The organism is Acidithiobacillus sulfurivorans (genome assembly GCF_018853815.1).
Taxonomy (GTDB): Bacteria; Pseudomonadota; Gammaproteobacteria; order Acidithiobacillales; family Acidithiobacillaceae; genus Acidithiobacillus; species Acidithiobacillus sulfurivorans.
In genome coordinates this window covers 49446-66600 of record NZ_JAAOMP010000075.1, presented here as the reverse complement: position 1 = coordinate 66600, position 17155 = coordinate 49446, and the positions used below count along the sequence as shown (strand labels likewise).

At 52.9% G+C, this 17155-nt stretch carries 20 protein-coding genes; 9 read left to right on the top strand and 11 right to left on the bottom strand.

Annotation, left to right across the window (positions count from 1 at the left end):
* Positions 1–13 precede the first annotated feature (13 nt).
* Both HAP95_RS06925 and purE read right to left on the bottom strand, forming a co-directional pair.
* Positions 14–1153, bottom strand: a complete 1140-nt coding sequence (locus tag HAP95_RS06925) for a 5-(carboxyamino)imidazole ribonucleotide synthase (RefSeq protein ID WP_215883556.1) — start codon at positions 1151–1153, stop codon at positions 14–16.
* Positions 1150–1647 carry a 5-(carboxyamino)imidazole ribonucleotide mutase gene (gene purE / locus HAP95_RS06920; RefSeq protein ID WP_215883555.1) on the bottom strand — a complete coding sequence of 166 codons (498 nt, stop codon included), beginning with the start codon at positions 1645–1647 and terminating at the stop codon, positions 1150–1152. Before purE ends, HAP95_RS06925 begins: the two co-directional genes overlap by 4 nt.
* Positions 1648–1688: 41 nt before the next feature.
* Here purE and trmB point away from each other — a divergent pair, with 41 nt between their 5' ends.
* Together trmB and HAP95_RS06910 are read left to right on the top strand one after the other, a co-directional pair.
* The gene (trmB, locus tag HAP95_RS06915) at positions 1689–2381 is read left to right on the top strand and encodes a tRNA (guanosine(46)-N7)-methyltransferase TrmB (RefSeq protein ID WP_215883554.1); all 693 of its coding nucleotides are present in this window, start codon (positions 1689–1691) and stop codon (positions 2379–2381) included.
* Between the two features lie 124 nt (positions 2382–2505).
* Positions 2506–3633: an NAD(P)/FAD-dependent oxidoreductase gene (locus HAP95_RS06910; protein ID WP_215883553.1), complete on the top strand. Its 1128-nt coding sequence runs from the start codon at positions 2506–2508 to the stop codon at positions 3631–3633.
* A 25-nt stretch (positions 3634–3658) separates the two neighbouring features.
* Here HAP95_RS06910 and HAP95_RS06905 read toward each other — a convergent pair whose 3' ends face one another.
* The 3 genes from HAP95_RS06905 to HAP95_RS06895 are packed head-to-tail and all read right to left on the bottom strand — an operon-like array spanning position 3659 to position 7045.
* Positions 3659–4849, bottom strand: coding sequence for a glycosyltransferase (locus tag HAP95_RS06905; RefSeq protein ID WP_215883552.1), 1191 nt, complete (start codon positions 4847–4849; stop codon positions 3659–3661).
* Between the two features lie 11 nt (positions 4850–4860).
* On the bottom strand, positions 4861–5985 hold the full coding sequence (locus tag HAP95_RS06900) for a PilT/PilU family type 4a pilus ATPase (RefSeq protein WP_215883551.1): 1125 nt from the start codon (positions 5983–5985) through the stop codon (positions 4861–4863).
* Positions 5986–5995: 10 nt separating this feature from the next.
* Positions 5996–7045, bottom strand: a complete 1050-nt coding sequence (locus HAP95_RS06895) for a type IV pilus twitching motility protein PilT (protein WP_215883550.1) — start codon at positions 7043–7045, stop codon at positions 5996–5998.
* A 106-nt stretch (positions 7046–7151) separates the two neighbouring features.
* On the opposite strand from HAP95_RS06895, the gene HAP95_RS06890 reads away from it, so the two are divergent.
* Genes HAP95_RS06890 through bioB form a run of 4 tightly spaced genes read left to right on the top strand, consistent with a single transcriptional unit; the run spans position 7152 to position 9907 of the window.
* Positions 7152–7823, top strand: coding sequence for a YggS family pyridoxal phosphate-dependent enzyme (locus tag HAP95_RS06890; RefSeq protein WP_215883549.1), 672 nt, complete (start codon positions 7152–7154; stop codon positions 7821–7823).
* Positions 7820–8647, top strand: a complete 828-nt coding sequence (gene proC, locus HAP95_RS06885; protein WP_215883548.1) for a pyrroline-5-carboxylate reductase — start codon at positions 7820–7822, stop codon at positions 8645–8647. The genes HAP95_RS06890 and proC overlap by 4 nt, the downstream gene beginning before the upstream one ends.
* Complete coding sequence (locus tag HAP95_RS06880) at positions 8644–8925, top strand: YggT family protein (protein WP_193649796.1); 282 nt, start codon at positions 8644–8646, stop codon at positions 8923–8925. The genes proC and HAP95_RS06880 overlap by 4 nt, the downstream gene beginning before the upstream one ends.
* Positions 8926–8962: 37 nt before the next feature.
* Complete coding sequence (gene bioB / locus HAP95_RS06875) at positions 8963–9907, top strand: biotin synthase BioB (RefSeq protein WP_215883547.1); 945 nt, start codon at positions 8963–8965, stop codon at positions 9905–9907.
* Positions 9908–9966: 59 nt separating this feature from the next.
* Here bioB and HAP95_RS06870 read toward each other — a convergent pair whose 3' ends face one another.
* Entirely contained in the window at positions 9967–10530 is a 564-nt protein-coding gene (locus tag HAP95_RS06870; protein ID WP_215883546.1) for an acyloxyacyl hydrolase, read from the bottom strand.
* A gap of 242 nt (positions 10531–10772) precedes the next feature.
* On the opposite strand from HAP95_RS06870, the gene HAP95_RS06865 reads away from it, so the two are divergent.
* Complete coding sequence (locus HAP95_RS06865) at positions 10773–11786, top strand: HlyD family secretion protein (RefSeq protein WP_215883545.1); 1014 nt, start codon at positions 10773–10775, stop codon at positions 11784–11786.
* 192 nt (positions 11787–11978) lie between these two features.
* On the opposite strand, the gene HAP95_RS06860 is transcribed toward HAP95_RS06865, so the two are convergent.
* From HAP95_RS06860 to HAP95_RS06850, 3 genes are all read right to left on the bottom strand, one after another.
* A complete protein-coding gene (locus HAP95_RS06860) occupies positions 11979–12602 on the bottom strand; it encodes a pyrimidine 5'-nucleotidase (protein ID WP_226832634.1) in 624 nt (207 codons plus the stop codon).
* A gap of 92 nt (positions 12603–12694) precedes the next feature.
* Complete coding sequence (gene argB / locus HAP95_RS06855; protein ID WP_215883544.1) at positions 12695–13555, bottom strand: acetylglutamate kinase; 861 nt, start codon at positions 13553–13555, stop codon at positions 12695–12697.
* Between the two features lie 28 nt (positions 13556–13583).
* Complete coding sequence (locus tag HAP95_RS06850; protein WP_215883543.1) at positions 13584–14210, bottom strand: TetR/AcrR family transcriptional regulator; 627 nt, start codon at positions 14208–14210, stop codon at positions 13584–13586.
* Between the two features lie 177 nt (positions 14211–14387).
* On the opposite strand from HAP95_RS06850, the gene HAP95_RS06845 reads away from it, so the two are divergent.
* Together HAP95_RS06845 and HAP95_RS06840 are read left to right on the top strand one after the other, a co-directional pair.
* Positions 14388–15326: a hypothetical protein gene (locus tag HAP95_RS06845; protein ID WP_215883542.1), complete on the top strand. Its 939-nt coding sequence runs from the start codon at positions 14388–14390 to the stop codon at positions 15324–15326.
* Positions 15327–15333: 7 nt separating this feature from the next.
* A complete protein-coding gene (locus HAP95_RS06840) occupies positions 15334–15627 on the top strand; it encodes a zinc ribbon domain-containing protein (RefSeq protein ID WP_226832625.1) in 294 nt (97 codons plus the stop codon).
* 59 nt (positions 15628–15686) lie between these two features.
* Here HAP95_RS06840 and HAP95_RS06835 read toward each other — a convergent pair whose 3' ends face one another.
* A complete protein-coding gene (locus HAP95_RS06835; RefSeq protein ID WP_215883540.1) occupies positions 15687–16055 on the bottom strand; it encodes a hypothetical protein in 369 nt (122 codons plus the stop codon).
* 63 nt (positions 16056–16118) lie between these two features.
* Positions 16119–17135, bottom strand: coding sequence for a CDP-6-deoxy-delta-3,4-glucoseen reductase (locus tag HAP95_RS06830; protein ID WP_215883539.1), 1017 nt, complete (start codon positions 17133–17135; stop codon positions 16119–16121).
* Positions 17136–17155: the final 20 nt, after the last annotated feature.

Sequence of the window (17155 nt, the reverse complement as noted above, 5' to 3'; positions counted from 1 at the left end):
CATCCGCCGTTTTTTAGCTGGCAGGCGGCCAGTTCCAGTCCTGACGCAGAGTCTCCAACACCGCCAAAGCCCGCTCGACATCAGAACTCAAGGCATTTACATGGCCCATTTTGCGACCGGGGCGGGCTTCCTTCTTGCCGTACAAATGAACCTTGATTTGCGGATGCTGGAACAGCTTCTGCCAATCCGGTCCGTCTTCTTCCCACAAATCGCCCAGCAGATTCATCATAACCACCGGGCTGAGCAGACGGGTATCTGCCAGGGATAACCCACAAAGAGCACGTACCTGCTGATCAAACTGACTGCTGACACAGGCATCCATAGTAAAATGACCGCTATTGTGGGGACGCGGGGCCATTTCATTGACCAACAGACGGCCCTCTTCCACCACAAAAAATTCAACGGCAAGCACACCGACGTAATTCAGTGCCTCGGCAATGCGCGCCGCGCTTTGTCGAGCCTGATTTTGTAGTGCCTCTGGAATTCGGGCGGGCACAATACTGAGATCAAGCACAGCATGGTGATGACGATTTTCTGCCAGGGGATAAAACACCATCATCCCGTCCAATGAGCGCGCCAGAACTACGGAAAATTCCTGCACCAGATTAATCCGTGACTCCAGAATGGCTTCCGGGGTATTCAGTCTGGCCCATGCGACTGGAAGCTCGCTGGCCGTGCCAACATTCTGTTGCCCCTTACCATCATACCCAAAGCGGGTGGTTTTCAGGATGGCAGGGAAACTCAGCTGGCGTGCCGCAAGCTCTACATCATCCTCTTGTCTGAGCAGTGCAAAGGGCGCGACCTCCAGACCAATATCCTGAAAAAAAGTTTTTTCCCGTGCCCGGTCCTGGGCAATGGCCAGCGCCGTAGAGCCGGGGCGCACGGGTATCTGTGCTTCCAGATAAATCATGGCTGAGGCAGGGACATTTTCAAACTCGGCGGTCACCGCTGCACAGTGATCCGCCAAAAGTTCCAAGGCAGAAAAATCGTCATAGGGCGCACAAAGATGATGATCTGCCACGGCCGCCGCCGGACAATCCGGATCAGGATCGAGAACCCATACACCATAACCCATGCGCCGGGCCGCCAGAGTAAACATTTGCCCCAGCTGTCCACCTCCCAGAATCCCGAGGGTAGCACCGGGCAGAATCATTGCTTCGCCTCCGGCAAGGTCATGGCCAGGACTGCTGCTTCCTGTTGGCGACGAAAATCCTGCAGGCGCCGGGCTAGCATCGGGTCGCTTGCCGCCAACAAGGCTGCGGCGAAAAGACCGGCATTGGCGGCACCGGCAGTGCCGATGGCAAAAGTGGCTACCGGAATACCCTTGGGCATCTGCACAATGGACAGGAGCGAATCCATGCCGTTCAGGTGCCGGGAAGGAACCGGCACACCCAATACCGGCAAGAGGGTTTTGGCGGCGAGCATCCCCGGCAGGTGGGCAGCACCGCCCGCCCCGGCAATAATGCAGCGCAGCCCCCGTGATGCGGCCGTCGCGGCATAATCAAAAAGCAGGTCTGGGGTTCGATGCGCCGAAACCACCCGCTTTTCATGGGGAATATTCAATGCCTGCAGTTGTTCTATCGCAGCGACCATGACCTCCCAGTCACTGTTGCTGCCCATTACCACCCCAACCAGGGGATGTTCCATGCCTGCTCTCCTCTCTAGGCCTGCACATTAAACCGGTTATAATGCCTGTCATGGAAGAAGCGCTCAATACCGGGCAACGCCCGATTCGCAGTTTTGTATTACGCCAGGGACGAATTACCGCCGCACAACGTCGGGTGATTCAGGACGCCCTCCCTGCCCTGCAAATCCAAACCCGGAGCTCCTGGCAGGATCCCTGGAATGGGCAACGGGCCATCACCCTGGAAATTGGCTTTGGCAACGGGGAGCATCTCGCCGCCCTCGCCGCCGCACATTCCGAACAGGGTTTTATTGGTGCAGAAGTACACACTCCAGGGGTCGGTTCTCTATTATTGCAAATGGAAAATGCGGACATTGATAACATCCGTATTGTTCATGATGATGTCGCGGCCTGGATGAAAACCCTGCCAGATGCTTTATTTGCGCGCATCATCATTCAGTTTCCCGATCCCTGGCCAAAAACCCGGCAACAAAAACGCCGTCTGATTCAGGCTGAGTTCGCGGACACATTGCAGCGCCTGCTCAAAACGGGTGGGGAATTACAACTGGCAACTGACTGGGCTGAATACGCAGAACAAATGCTGACTGTCCTCAATCAGACCGAGGGCCTGATAAATGCAGATTCGGGAAACGGCTTTTCGGACCGGCCCGCCAATCGTATTCCGACCCGTTTTGAACGTCGCGGCGAAAAACTCGGACACAGTGTTTACGATCTGGTGTATCGACGCACGAGTTGATCCATAAAACTTTTCGGTATGGTGCCTGCCGGTATGCTGCAATACCCCGGAAAAGATTTTGCGATATACTCACGAATCAAAATGGATGCTTTTATATGAAAACCCATGAGCGAGGATCGCTAACATGCACAAAGTCAGCATTATAGGAGCAGGGTTTGGGGGTTTGACCGCCGTGCGGCAAATCCGCCGGCAGTTGCCCGATGCCGAAATCACCCTCATCGCCCCCAAGGCGGAGTTCATTTATTACCCCAGTTTAATCTGGATTCCCACCCGTCTCCGTCAGGGCGAGCAGCTCCGCATTCCCCTGGACCGATTTTTTCAGCGCAAAAATGTGCATTTCCATGCCGGGCGCGTGACAGGGTTGCGCGACGCAGGTCGGACGGTGGTTACTGATCAGGGTGAAATAGCCAACGATGTTTTGATGATTGCCAGTGGTGGCCGGGGCCTGCGCAAATTGCCGGGCATCGAACACAGTCTGGCCATTTGTGATGGTATTGAAGCCGCCGAACAAATTCGTGACCGGCTGGCGGCCCTGGAGAAGGGCACTATCGCCTTTGGCTTTGCCGGCAATCCTCAGGAGCCCACTGCCGTGCGCGGCGGGCCTGTTTTTGAACTACTGTTTGGCATTGACAGTTATTTGCGCAAAACCGGCAGGCGTGAACAAATAAATCTGGTATTTTTTAATCCCATGACCGAACCCGGTAACCGCCTGGGTGCCAAAGCGGTTGCCGGATTACTGGCCGAAATGGAAAAACGCCAGATCAAGACGCACCTCGGTCATAAAATCACTGGATTTTCTGCCGATAAAGTCATGACGGAAGGTGGCGAAATTTTGGCGGATCTGATTCTCTTCATGCCCGGTATGACAGGGCCTGATTGGGCGCAACAATCCGGTTTACCGCTTTCGGCCGGTGGATTTATCCAGGCTGATGAATACTGTCAGGTTCCCGGGCATCCGGGTGTTTTTGTGGTGGGCGATGCGGGCTCCTACGCAAACAGTCCAGACTGGCTGCCCAAGCAGGGCCATACCGCCGACCTGCAGGCCGAAGCCGCAGTGCACAATGCGGTTTTACATCTCCAGAACAAGGCTTCTGACAAGCCGTTCCGGGCTGAGCTGGTGTGCATTGTGGATGCGCTGGACAGCGGCATCATGGTGTTTCGCAATAAGGACCACGCCAGCGTTCTCCCCAATCCACTCTGGCATGCCGCAAAAATGGCTTTTGAATGGCGTTATCTACTGCATTATCGATAAGAACCCATCTTTGCTGCGGCATTCATCAGCGTTTTTCTCCAGACTGGTCATAGTGGCGCCCTTTCCAGGCGCCCCCTTTTCCCAGATAGTGACGACGTGCAGAATCCAGCGTCATGAACGTATAAAGCATGGCCGCCAAAGGCAAGGTCAAAACCCATAGGCTATTCTGTGCATATAGGCGGACGCTGGGTAAATAAGCCATAAACATCAGGGCCAGGGTCAATACCGACAAGGCCAGCCCTATCCATTGCTGCCCCCAGCACCCGGCAATCAACACAATCACCGGTACAGCATAAAGAAAAACCATGCCCAATGCCGCCGCCAACAGACGCCATGGACTGAACTCCAGCTGCACATAGGCCGAACGTGCCACCATCCGCCATATTTCGCCGAGAAAACGATAGTCGCGCAGGCTGTAACTTTCGGTACCCAACCCTAACCAGATAGGGCCCTGAGTTTTCAACAGGGCCGCCAGAGTACAGTCATCAATCAAGGCACCCCGCATGGCAGCAAAGCCACCTGCCTGCATCAGCAAATCCCGCCGCAACAACATGCACCCGCCTGCCGCTCCAGCCAGCTTACGACGCGAATCATTAACCCAGGGAAAAGGATAAAGCATCTGAAAAAAGAAAATGAACGGCGGGATGAGCAAGCGTTCCCAGAAACTGCGACAGGACAACATCACCATCAGCGACACCAATGCGCGGTTTCCACGCTGCTGCTGGACCACCAACCGGGTGAGCACATCAGGGCCATGGACAATGTCCGCATCCGTAAACCAGAGTAGCGACACGCCATCAGCAGCCAGCGCGCCCTGATGCATGGCCCAGACTTTGCCCGCCCAGGCTTCGGGTAGCATTTTTCCGCTGAGAACCTGCAGACGATCTGAAGCACCTACCTTTTCAGCGGCTATTTTCGCAACTTGTGTGGTTTCGTCCTGACTTTGATCATCCACCACAATGACCCGTAGATCTCCCGGATAATTCTGGCGCAGCAAAGCCGTTACACAGGGACCGATGCCTTCGGCCTCGTTACGTGCCGGGACAATGGCCGTCACCGCCGGAAATCCGACGGCAGTGGGGTCAGTGGCTTTCAGGGATTCTGCGGTCAGCGCCGGCAGGCGCTGATCAGCACGCCAGAAATATCCTCGGGCAAAAAACAGTACCAGCCAGACCAGGAAAACCAGGGCAGCCAGTGCATCCAATAACCAAAACAAAGGGCTTCCGGTTATACTTGCCACTTATCCTCAGAAGAATGCATGGCCCCCGGATCTTCAACACCACGACGCAAGCAATCCTGCTTGATAGCCAGGCGCAAATCATTTTGAGAATCAGCGGCACGGAGCGCATCTTCATATTCCACCAAACCTTGGGCGTACAACTCCAGCAAACTCCGATCAAAAGTTTGCATGCCCACATCATTGGTGCGCCCCATGGCTTCCTTGAGCATTCCGACTTCGCCTTTGTAGATAAGATCAGCAATTGCCGGGGTATTAATCAGCACCTCAATGGCGGCAATACGTCCCGCCTGCCCCTTGATAGGCAGGAGTCGCTGGGAAACTACGGCTTTCAGATTCAGGGATAAATCCATCAGCAGCTGCTTTTTCCGGTCTTCCGGGAAAAAGTTGATGATGCGTTCAATGGCCTGATTGGCATTATTGGCATGCAAGGTGGACATGCATAAGTGACCGGTTTCTGCGTAGGCCATAGCATGATCCATTGTATCCCTATTACGCACCTCACCAATCAATATCACATCAGGCGCCTCACGCAGGGCATTTTCCAATGCTCTTTCATAAGTAAGCGTATCTATACCGACTTCCCGCTGATTAACAATCGATTTCTGGTTTTTATGGATGAATTCAATAGGATCTTCGATGGTCAGAATATGTCCGGCGGCATTCTGATTGCGATACTGAATCATGGAAGCCAACGAGGTACTTTTACCCGAACCCGTCGCACCCACAAACAGCACCAAACCACGCGAAGTCATGGCGAGATCCTTCAGAATGGGCGGTAACTTGAGCTGTTCCAGGGTCGGGATTTGGGTTTTAATGGCTCGCAACACAAAACTCAGCTCACCACGCTGATAAAATCCATTGACCCGAAAACGCCCGATACCTGTAGCTGAAATGGCCATATTGATTTCTTTTTCATGCTGAAATTCCTGCAGACGTTCCATCCCCAGAATTTCCTTGGCGAGACTGAGCACCTGCCCGGGTTTCAACATATCTGTACCGAGATTTACGGCGCGTCCATCAATTTTCATGACTGGCGGAGAACCCACGGTCAGATACAAATCAGAACCGTTTTTTTCGACCATCAACGCCAGCAAATCATCCAGTATAGACATTCAATATTCCTCAGGCCACATTCATGAAACTATCTTTGTTCTGCACTCGGCGCATTGCCTCTTCGCGGGTAATTTTATGCGCACGCACCAAATCTGCCAGACATTGATCCAACGTTTGCATGCCCTGGTTTTGTCCGGTCTGAATGACTGAATACATTTGTGCCACTTTATTTTCACGAATGAGATTACGAATGGCCGGAGTGGCAATCATGATTTCGTGAGCCGGAACCCGGCCTTTTCCATCGGCAGTTTTCAGCAAGGTTTGCGAAATAACCGCCCGTAAGGATTCAGACAACATGGAGCGGACCATGTCCTTTTCTCCGCCTGGAAAAGAATCGACAATACGATCAATGGTTTTAGGTGCCGAGCTGGTATGTAGTGTCGCAAAAACAATATGTCCGGTTTCTGCTGCCGTCAAGGCAAGACGCATGGTTTCGAGATCACGCAACTCACCGACCAGAATAATATCCGGATCTTCACGCAGCGCTGAACGCAGGGCGTTTTCGAAGGAATGGGTATTCGGCCCCACTTCACGCTGATTGATCAGGCACTTTTTAGCCGTATGGATGAACTCTATGGGATCTTCGATGGTAATAATATGATCTGGCCGATTAGCGTTGATATGATCGACCATGGCCGCGAGGGTCGTGGATTTGCCCGAACCTGTTGGTCCGGTAACCAATACCAAGCCACGCGGAATATTAATAATTTCCGTAAAGGATTTTGGCGCATTGAGATCTTCCAGAGTCAACACCTTGGCCGGAATGGTACGAAATGCCGCAGCAGGACCCCGATCCTGATTAAAAGCGTTCACCCGAAAACGCGCAATACCGGGCAGTTCATAGGCAAAATCGATTTCCAGATTTTCTTCATACCATTTTCGCTGGGAATCCGACATGATGTCGTAAATCATCGCATGGACAGCCTTTCCGTCCAGTGCTTCAACGTTGATGGGACGTATATCGCCGTTAATGCGCAACATGGGTGCGAGGCCCGCAGATATGTGCGTATCTGATGCGTTATTCTTCACCGCGAAGGTGAGTAGTTCAGCAATATCCATCTATAAATCTCCACATGGCATGGTAATACCCGGCATTTGGGCATTGGGACTCATGCGCGTTACTATAGTCGACCTTGGCCATTTCGCCCACGTTTCATGGAGCAGCATGTCCCTCGCCGAAAATCTGGCAAAAATAAAGTGCGCCCTACAGCAGCCCAACCGCCCCATTTTACTGGCGGTCAGCAAAAGGGTTCCGGCATCTGCCATCCGTGAAGCCTATGCCTTGGAATTGCGTCATTTCGGTGAAAACTACCTTCAGGAAGCGCTGGAAAAACAAGATGAACTACGCGATCTGGAGGATATTTGCTGGCATTTTATCGGCCGGATTCAGCGTAACAAAACCCATGAAATTGCCCGGCATTTTACCTGGGTCGAAAGCGTTGACCGCCTGCTGATTGCCCAACGGCTGAACAGCGCCCGACAGGAAGCTTCGACTCCCTTGAATGTGCTGATTGAAGTGGCCGTCAGCTCGGAAGACAGCAAGGGAGGATGCCCACCTGCGCAGCTTGCGACACTTGCAGAAGGCATCCAGAAACTCCCCTTTCTCCGTTTGCGTGGCCTGATGGCATTGGTCCACCCCGATCCTGACCAGGCAAACGCCAATTTTCAACAAATGCATAGCTTATTCAACACGCTGCTACAAAGCGGGAATCACCCTGACCTGGATACTTTGTCCATGGGAACTTCGTCTGATTTTTTGCAGGCGCTAGAGCATGGAGCCACAGAAATCCGATTGGGTACGCTCTTGTTTGGCAGCCGTCACCGGGAGGCAACATGATTGAACAAAACATCGTATTTATTGGCGCAGGCAATATGGCTCGTGCCCTCATTTCCGGAATGCGCCAGCTTGGCGTACCTGGTAGCCAGATTCAGGTACATGCCCCCAGTACCCAGCGTCGTGAAGCCCTTGCCGAAGAATTCGGTTTGCGTAGCCGTCCTGCCAAGGCCGAGAAGCTGCCGCAGAACAGTCTGGTGATTTATGCCGCCAAACCCAAACAGGTTGATGGGATTCTTTGCGAATGGCGGGAATCATTCGTGGATGCCCAGGTCCTTTTTGTATCCGTTGCAGCGGGCATTTCCAGCCAGCAAATGAGCGGCACCCTGGGAGAGCATGTGGCCGTAGTCCGCGCCATGCCCAATACGCCTTCGCAGGTGGGAGCGGGAGCGACGACCCTTTTCGCTCAGGCGACGGTCAAGGCAGCGCAGTGCGACATCGTGCAGCAAATTTTCTCTGGGGTGGGCAAGGTGTTCTGGTTGCATGACGAATCCCTGATGGATGCAGCTACCGCCCTGGCTGGCAGCGGTCCTGCCTATGTGTTGTTATTTCTGGAGGCGCTGGAAGACGCCGCCGTACTCCAGGGTCTGGATCGGGTCACCGCCCGGGCCTTGGCTTTACAGACGGTTTTGGGTACCGCCCAGATGGCAGCAGCCAGTCCTGCGAGCCCCAGTGAACTGCGCCACCAGGTCACCAGCCCTGGTGGTACGACCGCTGCTGGTTTGGCGGTCTGGGAAGAGCAATTGCGGCCTCTGGCCCAGCGTGCCCTGGCGGCTGCCGCCGCGCGCAGCCGTGCTTTGGGCCAGTTGGCGAAGACCAAAGCATGAATGAAATCAGCATTGAAGCCGCTCGCCTGACGGATCTGGTACTCACCCTGCTGTTCTGGGCCATCCTGATTCGCGCCATTTTATCCTGGGTCCAGCCGGATCCACGTAACCCTATTGTCCATTTTCTGGACCGGGTTACCGGACCCATCCTTTATCCCCTGCAGCGGATTATTCCTCCCATTGGCGGAATGGATCTCAGCCCTCTGGTGGCCCTTTTACTCATTGAGTTATTGAAAGGTCTGCTGGTCAATGCCATTCTGAACCTCGGCGGCGTTTAATACGCCAGGCACCTCTCGACGCGAACCGGAAACTCACATGACACCTTCTAACCATGCTTATAGCCTGGACGACATCCTTGAAATCTATGCACGTCCTTTCAACGATCTGATTTTTGAGGCGCAGCAAATTCATCGTCAGCATTTTGATCCCAATACCATCCAGTGCTCTACATTACTGTCCATCAAAACTGGTGGTTGCCCGGAAGACTGTGGTTATTGCTCGCAAAGCGTACATCATGAAAACAGCCTGAAGCCGGAGGCCCTCATGGATATTGAGGCCGTGCGCAGTGCTGCTGCCGCCGCCAAAGCCAACGGTGCGCAGCGCCTGTGCATGGGGGCGGCCTGGCGTTCTCCGCACGACAAGGATATTGAAAAAGTCGCCGCCATGATTCAGGTGGTCAAGGCGCATGGACTGGAAAGTTGCGTCACTCTGGGCATGCTGAAAAGCGGGCAGGCAGAACGTTTGCAGGCTGCCGGACTGGATTACTACAATCACAATCTGGATACTTCCCCGGAATTTTACGGTGAGGTCATTCATACCCGCAGTTTTCAGGATCGTCTGGATACCCTGGAAGCCGTCCGCGATGCGGGCATCAAAATATGTAGTGGCGGAATTCTGGGCATGGGTGAATCGCGCCGGGATCGGGCCCGGATGCTTCAGGTGCTGTCGCAACTGCCTCAGGCACCGGAAAGCATTCCCATCAATGCCCTGGTACCTATTCCCGGCACGCCTCTGGAAGCGGCCACGCCCATTGACGGTCTGGAGTTTGTGCGCACCATAGCCGCTGCCCGGATCATCTTTCCGGAAGCCTATGTCCGCCTTTCTGCAGGACGGGAAACGATGAGCGACGAATTGCAGGCCCTGGCTTTTCTGGCTGGTGCCAACAGTATTTTTCTGGGAGATCGCTTGCTGACCACCAGCAATGCCAGCAGCGGACATGACCAGATTTTATTTGAAAAACTGGGACTTCACGCCGGATAAGCAGAAAGCCCTCTGACCCATAAGGAATCAGAGGGCATATCCAGCACTAAATACTCAAATCAGGAATGCTCCCCAAAGGACAGGGGCATCGAGTAATTGAGCATGATTTCATCTTCGCCCGGATCACTATCCTTGATATAAGCATTGGAGATGTGGGCGATTTTCAGACCAAAACGGGACTGATTGGCAAACTGGTAATCGAGACTGAGCTCCAGACGAAACTGAAAAGTACCATCCAGATATTTACCCCGCCCTTGATGATAACCACCCATGGCCAAAACGGGGGTCAGCACCCAGTGATCCCAGGCAACATCTGTATAAAAACCCGTATACCCCATCAAGCCGCCATTGGTATTGGCCATCAGGCCATAGACAGCACCGATTCCGAATAACTTGGCACCCGTTTGATATTCGAGGTTAATCTCTGGAAGTGTCGCATTGGAATATCCCGGCCCCGGACTCACGCCCGCCGCATTAAAAGCACCGAGACCAATGTTAAAGTACGAAGGGCCGCCCTGAATCACGTGCAAACCTTCGCTATCCGCCATTGCTGGAGTTGCCGCCAATAATCCGAGAACGGCACCACCTAAAATACCCGTCCAGGCCCACTGCTTATTTTTCATGATCACTCCTTGTATCCAATTCATTCATACATCATCTTGCCGACTTGAAGTGTTTAGGTTAAGGTGTCAACCGAACGGTCAGTATGCGATTTACTTCCGAGCCTGTCAAAATTTCACAACAGACCTGAATTTACGCTACTGTCTTACCAGAGTGTCCTGGAACCTAGTATATACGGAATATTATGGTTCGTTGATGGGGTGCTTCTGGAATTGGCTGCTGTAATTGCAACACAAGGAAAGCTATGCGCTGGCTCAAACGCTTTTTGGTCCTGATCATTCTCATTATTGTCGCTTTCGGTGCCTATGCCTATTTTCAGATTGCCAATTATTACCCCAACACCGATGACGCCTACATCCATGCCCATGTGGTCAACATTGCGCCACGAGTGACCGGACACATTGTCCATATTTATGTGCGCGACAATCAGGTGGTGCACGCTGGGCAAGCTCTGGTAAAAATTGACCCGGAGGCCTACCAGTACGATGTGCAAAAAGCCGAGGCAGAACTGGCTCAGGCAGAACGCCAGACGGGCGCCATTCAGGCCAACATTGCGGCAGCCGGGGCACGAGTCAGCGCAGACCAGATCACTTACCAGAACGCCCAGCGCAATGCCCAACGCGCTGCGGCACTGGCAGCCCAAAAATACCTGTCTGCGCAGGAAGCAGACAACCGGATGACGGCCGCAAAAGGGGCAATGGCTCAATGGCAAGCCGAAAAAGCCAACTTGTCTGCCACCCGCGCCCAACAAAGCCTGAATGCCGCCCGAATCGCCGCAGCCAAGGCCGCACTGGGTACTGCCAAAATGTATCTTGCGGAAACGACTTTGTATGCACCCATCACGGGAGTGGTCAGCAAAGTCGACAAAATTCATGTGGGCGATGTCGTCAGTATCAACCAGGATCTTTTTCCGCTGATCGGTAATGCTGAATACTGGGTAGAAGCCAATTACAAGGAAACCGATCTGAATCGGGTTCATCCTGGGCAAACTGCCAGTATCCAGGTAGACATGTACCCCAACCACAAATTCAAGGGCACGGTGGTCAGCCTCAGCGGCGGTGCTGGCAATGCTTTTTCCTTATTACCACCGGAAAACGCCACAGGTAACTGGGTAAAGGTGACGCAACGGGTGCCCGTACGGGTGATGGTTACCAATCCTGATCCGAAACTGCCCTTACGTATTGGCACTAGCGCTTCGGTCACCATCAATACCGGCGGCGCACCGGGTTGGGTCAAGTTTCTGATACCGATTCTGTAGTCTTAAAACGGCAGTTGGCCTGAGGGCTTTGCAGCGACTTTGGCCCGCGCCGTGGTTGTTCTTGGTGAAATCCTGCGCCCGTCAGGAGAGCTGTTTGAGCCCAAAGGGCGGGTTCTCTCCTGACAGCAGGATGAGCCTTAGAACAACAGGCAAGGGACGTTGGAGCAAAAAGCCCTCAGGCCAACTGCCGTTTTAGGATGACCTGTAGCGCCAGCGCATGAGTGAAGGGACCCGGCTATGGGCACTGCGCGAGCGTCTGCGACTTTTTTCAATGTGTACCGTACGCATACCCATCCAGCGAGCCGTCCGCAAATTAGCCAGGGTGTCATCAAAAAAAATACAACGCCAGGCGGGAACTTTCAATCTTCCAAGAACCTGGTGATAAGCATGATGCTGGGGTTTCCCCTGAAAACCTGCGGTCTCCATGTCAAATACCTCCTCCACAATATCCGCCACGCCCAAACGCTCCAGCACCCGCCAGGCGTGACTGGCCACGCTGTTCGTAAAAATAAATACCGGGCCGGGAAGTTGCGCCAGCCAACGACGTAATTCAGGATTTTCGGGGACCTGGGCAGACAGAACCGGGGGATGAATAGCCTTCAGGAAAACCCGGGGGTCAACAGTATGGTGCCGCATCAAACCCGCGAGGGTAGTGCCGTAACTCCGCCAGTAATGGCGCCGCAACTGATCGGCGGCTTCCATCTTCAGACCAAGCTCCTCCATCAGGAAGGTATTGATGTGCTCATGCATCCAGGGAAAGCAGTAACGGTCTGCATCATACAGGGTATTGTCGAGATCAAAGAGGAAAACCGGCAGCGCGCTGCGCCGCCAGGCTAACAGACGACGCTTGCGGGCTGCCGCAGAAAAAGCGTGTCTGTTACGCTGTGGAGCAGGAACGGACAGCTTTTTCAGCGGCAGCCGGCAATCAACGTCCCCACCCCGGCGTCGGTAAAAATCTCCAGCAACAAGGCATGGGGGACTCTGCCATCAATAATATGCGCAGCCTGCACACCGGCAGCCACAGCATCCAGACAACACTGAATTTTGGGCAGCATGCCACCATATATCTGACCATCGGCAATCATTTGCGCAACTTCGCTGGCCTCCAGCCGGGTTCGCAGGGTACCCTCTTTATCCAGCACCCCAGCCACATTGGTCATCAAAATCAGCTTTTCGGCTTTCAGGGTGGCGGCCAGCGCTCCGGCGACCAGATCGGCATTGATGTTGTAAGACTCGCCCCGAGCGCCGACGCCAATGGGGGCCACTACCGGGATAAAGTCGCCCTGGTCCAACCAACGAATGACTTCCGGATTGACGGCGGCCACTTCACCGACCATCCCCAAATCGGCTACCGCATTGCGCAGCGGTCGGGCGCGGAGCAAAGCCCCATCTTTGCCGGTCAGCCCTACTGCCCGCCCACCGGCACGATTGATTCCCTGAACAATTTCCTTGTTGACGCGACCGCCGAGCACCATTTCCACCACTTCCATGGTCGCTGCATCGGTTACGCGCATGCCATCCACAAAGCGGGTTTCGACGCCCAGACGTTCAAGCATGGCGCCAATTTGCGGCCCCCCGCCATGAACCACCACAGGATTCATCCCTACTTGCTTCATCAAGGTAACATCATAGGCAAACTGCTCTTGCAGATGCGCCTCCGTCATCGCATTCCCACCATATTTGATGACAATGGTCCGTCCATGAAAACGTTGCATATAGGGCAGGGCTTCGACGAGAACATGGGCTTGGAGTTGAGGATTTTTATCCATAAGAATCTCTTGTGTTATGAATCAAAACTCAGGATGAAGCTGGGACCAGCCCACGCAAAAGAATTTCGACAATACCCGCATCATATCCGGCAGGGTCGTCTGCAAAAGTAATGGGGGGGTAGTGTCGCAATATGTCTCGCGACTGGAAAAAAAACACGTTGGCACCCAACAGGAGTGTAGCGACCAGTGCCGGATCAAAGTCCTGGCGAAATTCGCCTCGGCTCTGTCCCAGCTTCAGAACATCTACCAGCGCAGAAAACATATCCGCGAAGCCCTGCTCGGCAAACTCCTGTGCTCGGGGCGCACCCCTTTCCAGGATTTCCCGCCAGACCAAACGCACCAGTTGCGGCCTGTTCAGCAGTGCCTGCAGATGATTGCGGGCAAAATGCCGCAATACATCCAGAACCGAGCCGTGGGCACTGACGGCTTCGTTCAACACCGCGCGCAGATTATGGCTGGCCACGCGCAAAACCGCGAGATACAGCGTGTCTTTATTCGGAAAATAGTGGTAAATGTTGGCTTTACTGATACCTGCCTCGCAGGCTATGGCATTCATGGAAACCGCATCAAAGGCCTTAGCCGAGAAGAGTTTTTCGGCAGCGGCCAGGATACGCTGCCGCCCCTCTCCTTCTACCATCGCCAGCGTATTATCCATAAAATTTCCTCAGCGATTTCTTTCCACATATTATCAGCCACTTGAAAAGCACTCGACCAATCGGTCAATATTCGGTCAGTGTAGCATCAACAAAGACGATTGTCGCTTTACAGCAAAAATCTAACCGTTATCCTTGGCATTCATCCTCAAGATCGGTCACTGAAAAAGGAAGCTCCCATGTTTAGTCATTCTCCCAGTCAGGGAGACCTGTCTTTTTCGCTATTGCTGCGGGCATTACGGGGAATCACCCTCTGGCAACCCATTTTGGTGTATGTTCTCGCCGTTTTTATCGGCATGGCGGGCCTCGAATTTTTTGTGCAGTGGCCAGGTGGGATGCTTGGTGCCAGCATCGGCATGCTGATTTTGTTCATCAGTTTTGGTGTGGGGTATCTGGGTGCGGGCGGGGTACTATTACATGAAGCCCGAGGTGACTCCTTACCCGGGATTTTGCGTAGTCTCCGCTTTGGCTTAAAATCGCTCCCCCGGCTGATTGGCTTGCTGATTATCGAAAGTCTTTTGCTCTTTGGCATTTTTGTGGTTGAGCTCCTGGGATTTCTGGCCTGCAAAATACCAGGAATAGGAGCGATTTTGTTTGTACCGCTTTTCCCGGTTGCCATGTTGATAAATGCCGTGGTTTTCGTTCTGGCCATCATTGTTTTTAATCTGTCCGGTCCGGCTCTTTGGCATGGCGAATCGGTCAGCAACTCCCTGCGCCACACTATTGGTATTGCCCGTAACAAACCAGGCTCCATTTTGCTGATGATGTTGTTACTTGGGGTGTTATCTGCTGGTCTGGCGGTCATTATCGCCGTCATCCTTTACACCGGATACAGTATGGCACTGTCCGCTGCGGCTCCAGCTCTGGCCAGCGAACTGAGCCGTAGCGCCGATATGTTTTGGCAGATGATGGATGCGATTACGGGTAACCCTTTTATGATGGACCATGCAGCGCATTCCAGCATCACCGCGAATACTGCCCTGTATAATGTCGGGCTAAGCATGGGGATGGGCGTTGCCACCGCATTGGTTTTCATTATACCCAATATCGTTTTTTTGCTGGGGATGGCCCATATTTATATTGAGGCCCTTGAACTGGTTGCCCCTGAGGATGTCTAATTTGCTTATGAAAAAATGGTTACACCAGCTCGAAATCGAAAAAAATCGCTGCCAAAGTTGTGGTATGCCCTTACAGTTTGATCCGCAAGGCGGTGGTACGGAAGGCGATGGCAGCCACAGTCGAGATTACTGCAGTTACTGCTATGCAGATGGAGCATTCAAGGATCCTCAATTAACCCTGGAAGCCATGCAACAGCGAGTAAGACAATTGATGCGCAAAAGACAGGCAGCTTGGTATGTTCGTGCCTATATGGCCCATCGGGTACCCATGTTAAAGCGTTGGCGCAGTTGCAAACGCTAATGACCGACGTAAAAAAAGCCCCCGAATTCAGTAATTCGGGGGCTTTTAACTACAGGAGATTAGAGCGCGCTGCGCGGACGCCGTCCACGACGTGGCTTTAGTTCCTGCATCAAAGCATTTCCATGGGATTCCAGTTCCTGCAGTGCATGATGGTTATCGCCTACACGATCCCGTACTTCGGCAATAGCTGCCAGAATCTGGGTAGGTTCCCAATCAGGTACCAGACGGGAAATGCGATCCATCAAAGAACGCCGCTGTGCTTCACGTTCGCGTTTGGCACGAGGATTTTCCTGCAAGGACTTTTTCTGCTGCTCAATTTTGGCCAATTGCTCGCGCAGGCGCAATTCTGTTTGACGTTGCTTTTCTTCCAAATCAGCAAGGCGCTCTTCGGCACTACGACGATGACGTTTTTTTGTTTGAGATTCCATACCCGCTCACTCCTGAAAAAATAAGTTAAAATTTTGGCTAAAGTCGCCAATAAAATTATTATGTCAGCTTGTTTTTGCTTTGGCAAATACAAATGCGTCTGCGAATATATGTTCTGAATCCAATCCTGCCTGAGCTAAAGCGGCGGATAAAGAAAAAACCATATCCGGATGGCCGCAAATATAAGCATCAAAAGCACTGGCATCAGGAAAGTCTTTAATCACCTGCTCTGTTACATATCCTGTAGGACCCGACCAGTGGCTATCCGGTTGTGAGACAATTTTGGTCAGATTAAAATGGCCGTGGAGCGACTGCCACTCCTGTAACAGATCTTCATAATAAAAATCTTCAGAATGGCGGACTCCCCAATAAAAGTGAATTGGTCGTATCGATCCCTGGGCAAAAAGTGATTCCAGCATCCCCTTGAGCGGCGCGAAGCCTGTTCCTGTAGCCACCATCAATAATGGACGGGTTGATTCCTGGCGAACAAAAAAAGTGCCCAAAGGTCCCTCAAATCGCACAATATCCTTTTCTTTCATTGCTGAAAAAACGTGTCCGGTGAACGCACCGCCCTCTACTTTCTTGATATGTAATTCCAGCAAAGCGTCGTCATTGGGGGTATTCGCCAGCGAGAAGCCCCGGCGCCCGCCATCCTTCAAAAGAATGTCTATATACTGACCGGGGAGGAACTGCAGGCGTTCTGTACTGGGTATTTTGAGGAATAGTGCGCGCACGTCTGGCGCCACGTCCTCTATTTTAGCCACCCGTGCCGGCAGGGTTTTAATCTGAATATCCTTGGCTGCACCAATTTCGCGTACTTCAATTTTCAGATCAGAAAGGGGCATAGCCTGGCAAAACAGGGCCAAACCGTCCGCTTTTTCTGCTTCACTCAGCACTTTTTCTTCAATATCCCCATAATCTACAGTGCCACTTAAAATACGCCCCTTACAGGTTGCACAAGTACCATTGCGACAGCTGTAGGGAATATTAAAGCCATGACGCAGTGCCGCCTCGAGTATGGTTTCATCACTATCGCAATCCATCTCGTGACCGCTGGGTTCAATTGTCAGACGATAAGGCATGTTTTGCCCCTCTTAAAATG

What these genes read in the sequence shown, in the direction of transcription:
- HAP95_RS06925 (WP_215883556.1), bottom strand. Translation starts at nt 1,153, where the DNA reads ATGATTCTGCCCGGTGCTACCCTCGGGATTCTGGGAGGTGGACAGCTG.
- purE (WP_215883555.1), bottom strand. Translation starts at nt 1,647, where the DNA reads ATGGAACATCCCCTGGTTGGGGTGGTAATGGGCAGCAACAGTGACTGG.
- trmB (WP_215883554.1), top strand. Translation starts at nt 1,689, where the DNA reads ATGCCTGTCATGGAAGAAGCGCTCAATACCGGGCAACGCCCGATTCGC.
- HAP95_RS06910 (WP_215883553.1), top strand. Translation starts at nt 2,506, where the DNA reads ATGCACAAAGTCAGCATTATAGGAGCAGGGTTTGGGGGTTTGACCGCC.
- HAP95_RS06900 (WP_215883551.1), bottom strand. Translation starts at nt 5,985, where the DNA reads ATGTCTATACTGGATGATTTGCTGGCGTTGATGGTCGAAAAAAACGGT.
- HAP95_RS06895 (WP_215883550.1), bottom strand. Translation starts at nt 7,045, where the DNA reads ATGGATATTGCTGAACTACTCACCTTCGCGGTGAAGAATAACGCATCA.
- HAP95_RS06890 (WP_215883549.1), top strand. Translation starts at nt 7,152, where the DNA reads ATGTCCCTCGCCGAAAATCTGGCAAAAATAAAGTGCGCCCTACAGCAG.
- proC (WP_215883548.1), top strand. Translation starts at nt 7,820, where the DNA reads ATGATTGAACAAAACATCGTATTTATTGGCGCAGGCAATATGGCTCGT.
- HAP95_RS06880 (WP_193649796.1), top strand. Translation starts at nt 8,644, where the DNA reads ATGAATGAAATCAGCATTGAAGCCGCTCGCCTGACGGATCTGGTACTC.
- bioB (WP_215883547.1), top strand. Translation starts at nt 8,963, where the DNA reads ATGACACCTTCTAACCATGCTTATAGCCTGGACGACATCCTTGAAATC.
- HAP95_RS06870 (WP_215883546.1), bottom strand. Translation starts at nt 10,530, where the DNA reads ATGAAAAATAAGCAGTGGGCCTGGACGGGTATTTTAGGTGGTGCCGTT.
- HAP95_RS06865 (WP_215883545.1), top strand. Translation starts at nt 10,773, where the DNA reads ATGCGCTGGCTCAAACGCTTTTTGGTCCTGATCATTCTCATTATTGTC.
- argB (WP_215883544.1), bottom strand. Translation starts at nt 13,555, where the DNA reads ATGGATAAAAATCCTCAACTCCAAGCCCATGTTCTCGTCGAAGCCCTG.
- HAP95_RS06850 (WP_215883543.1), bottom strand. Translation starts at nt 14,210, where the DNA reads ATGGATAATACGCTGGCGATGGTAGAAGGAGAGGGGCGGCAGCGTATC.
- HAP95_RS06845 (WP_215883542.1), top strand. Translation starts at nt 14,388, where the DNA reads ATGTTTAGTCATTCTCCCAGTCAGGGAGACCTGTCTTTTTCGCTATTG.
- HAP95_RS06840 (WP_226832625.1), top strand. Translation starts at nt 15,334, where the DNA reads ATGAAAAAATGGTTACACCAGCTCGAAATCGAAAAAAATCGCTGCCAA.
- HAP95_RS06835 (WP_215883540.1), bottom strand. Translation starts at nt 16,055, where the DNA reads ATGGAATCTCAAACAAAAAAACGTCATCGTCGTAGTGCCGAAGAGCGC.
- HAP95_RS06830 (WP_215883539.1), bottom strand. Translation starts at nt 17,135, where the DNA reads ATGCCTTATCGTCTGACAATTGAACCCAGCGGTCACGAGATGGATTGC.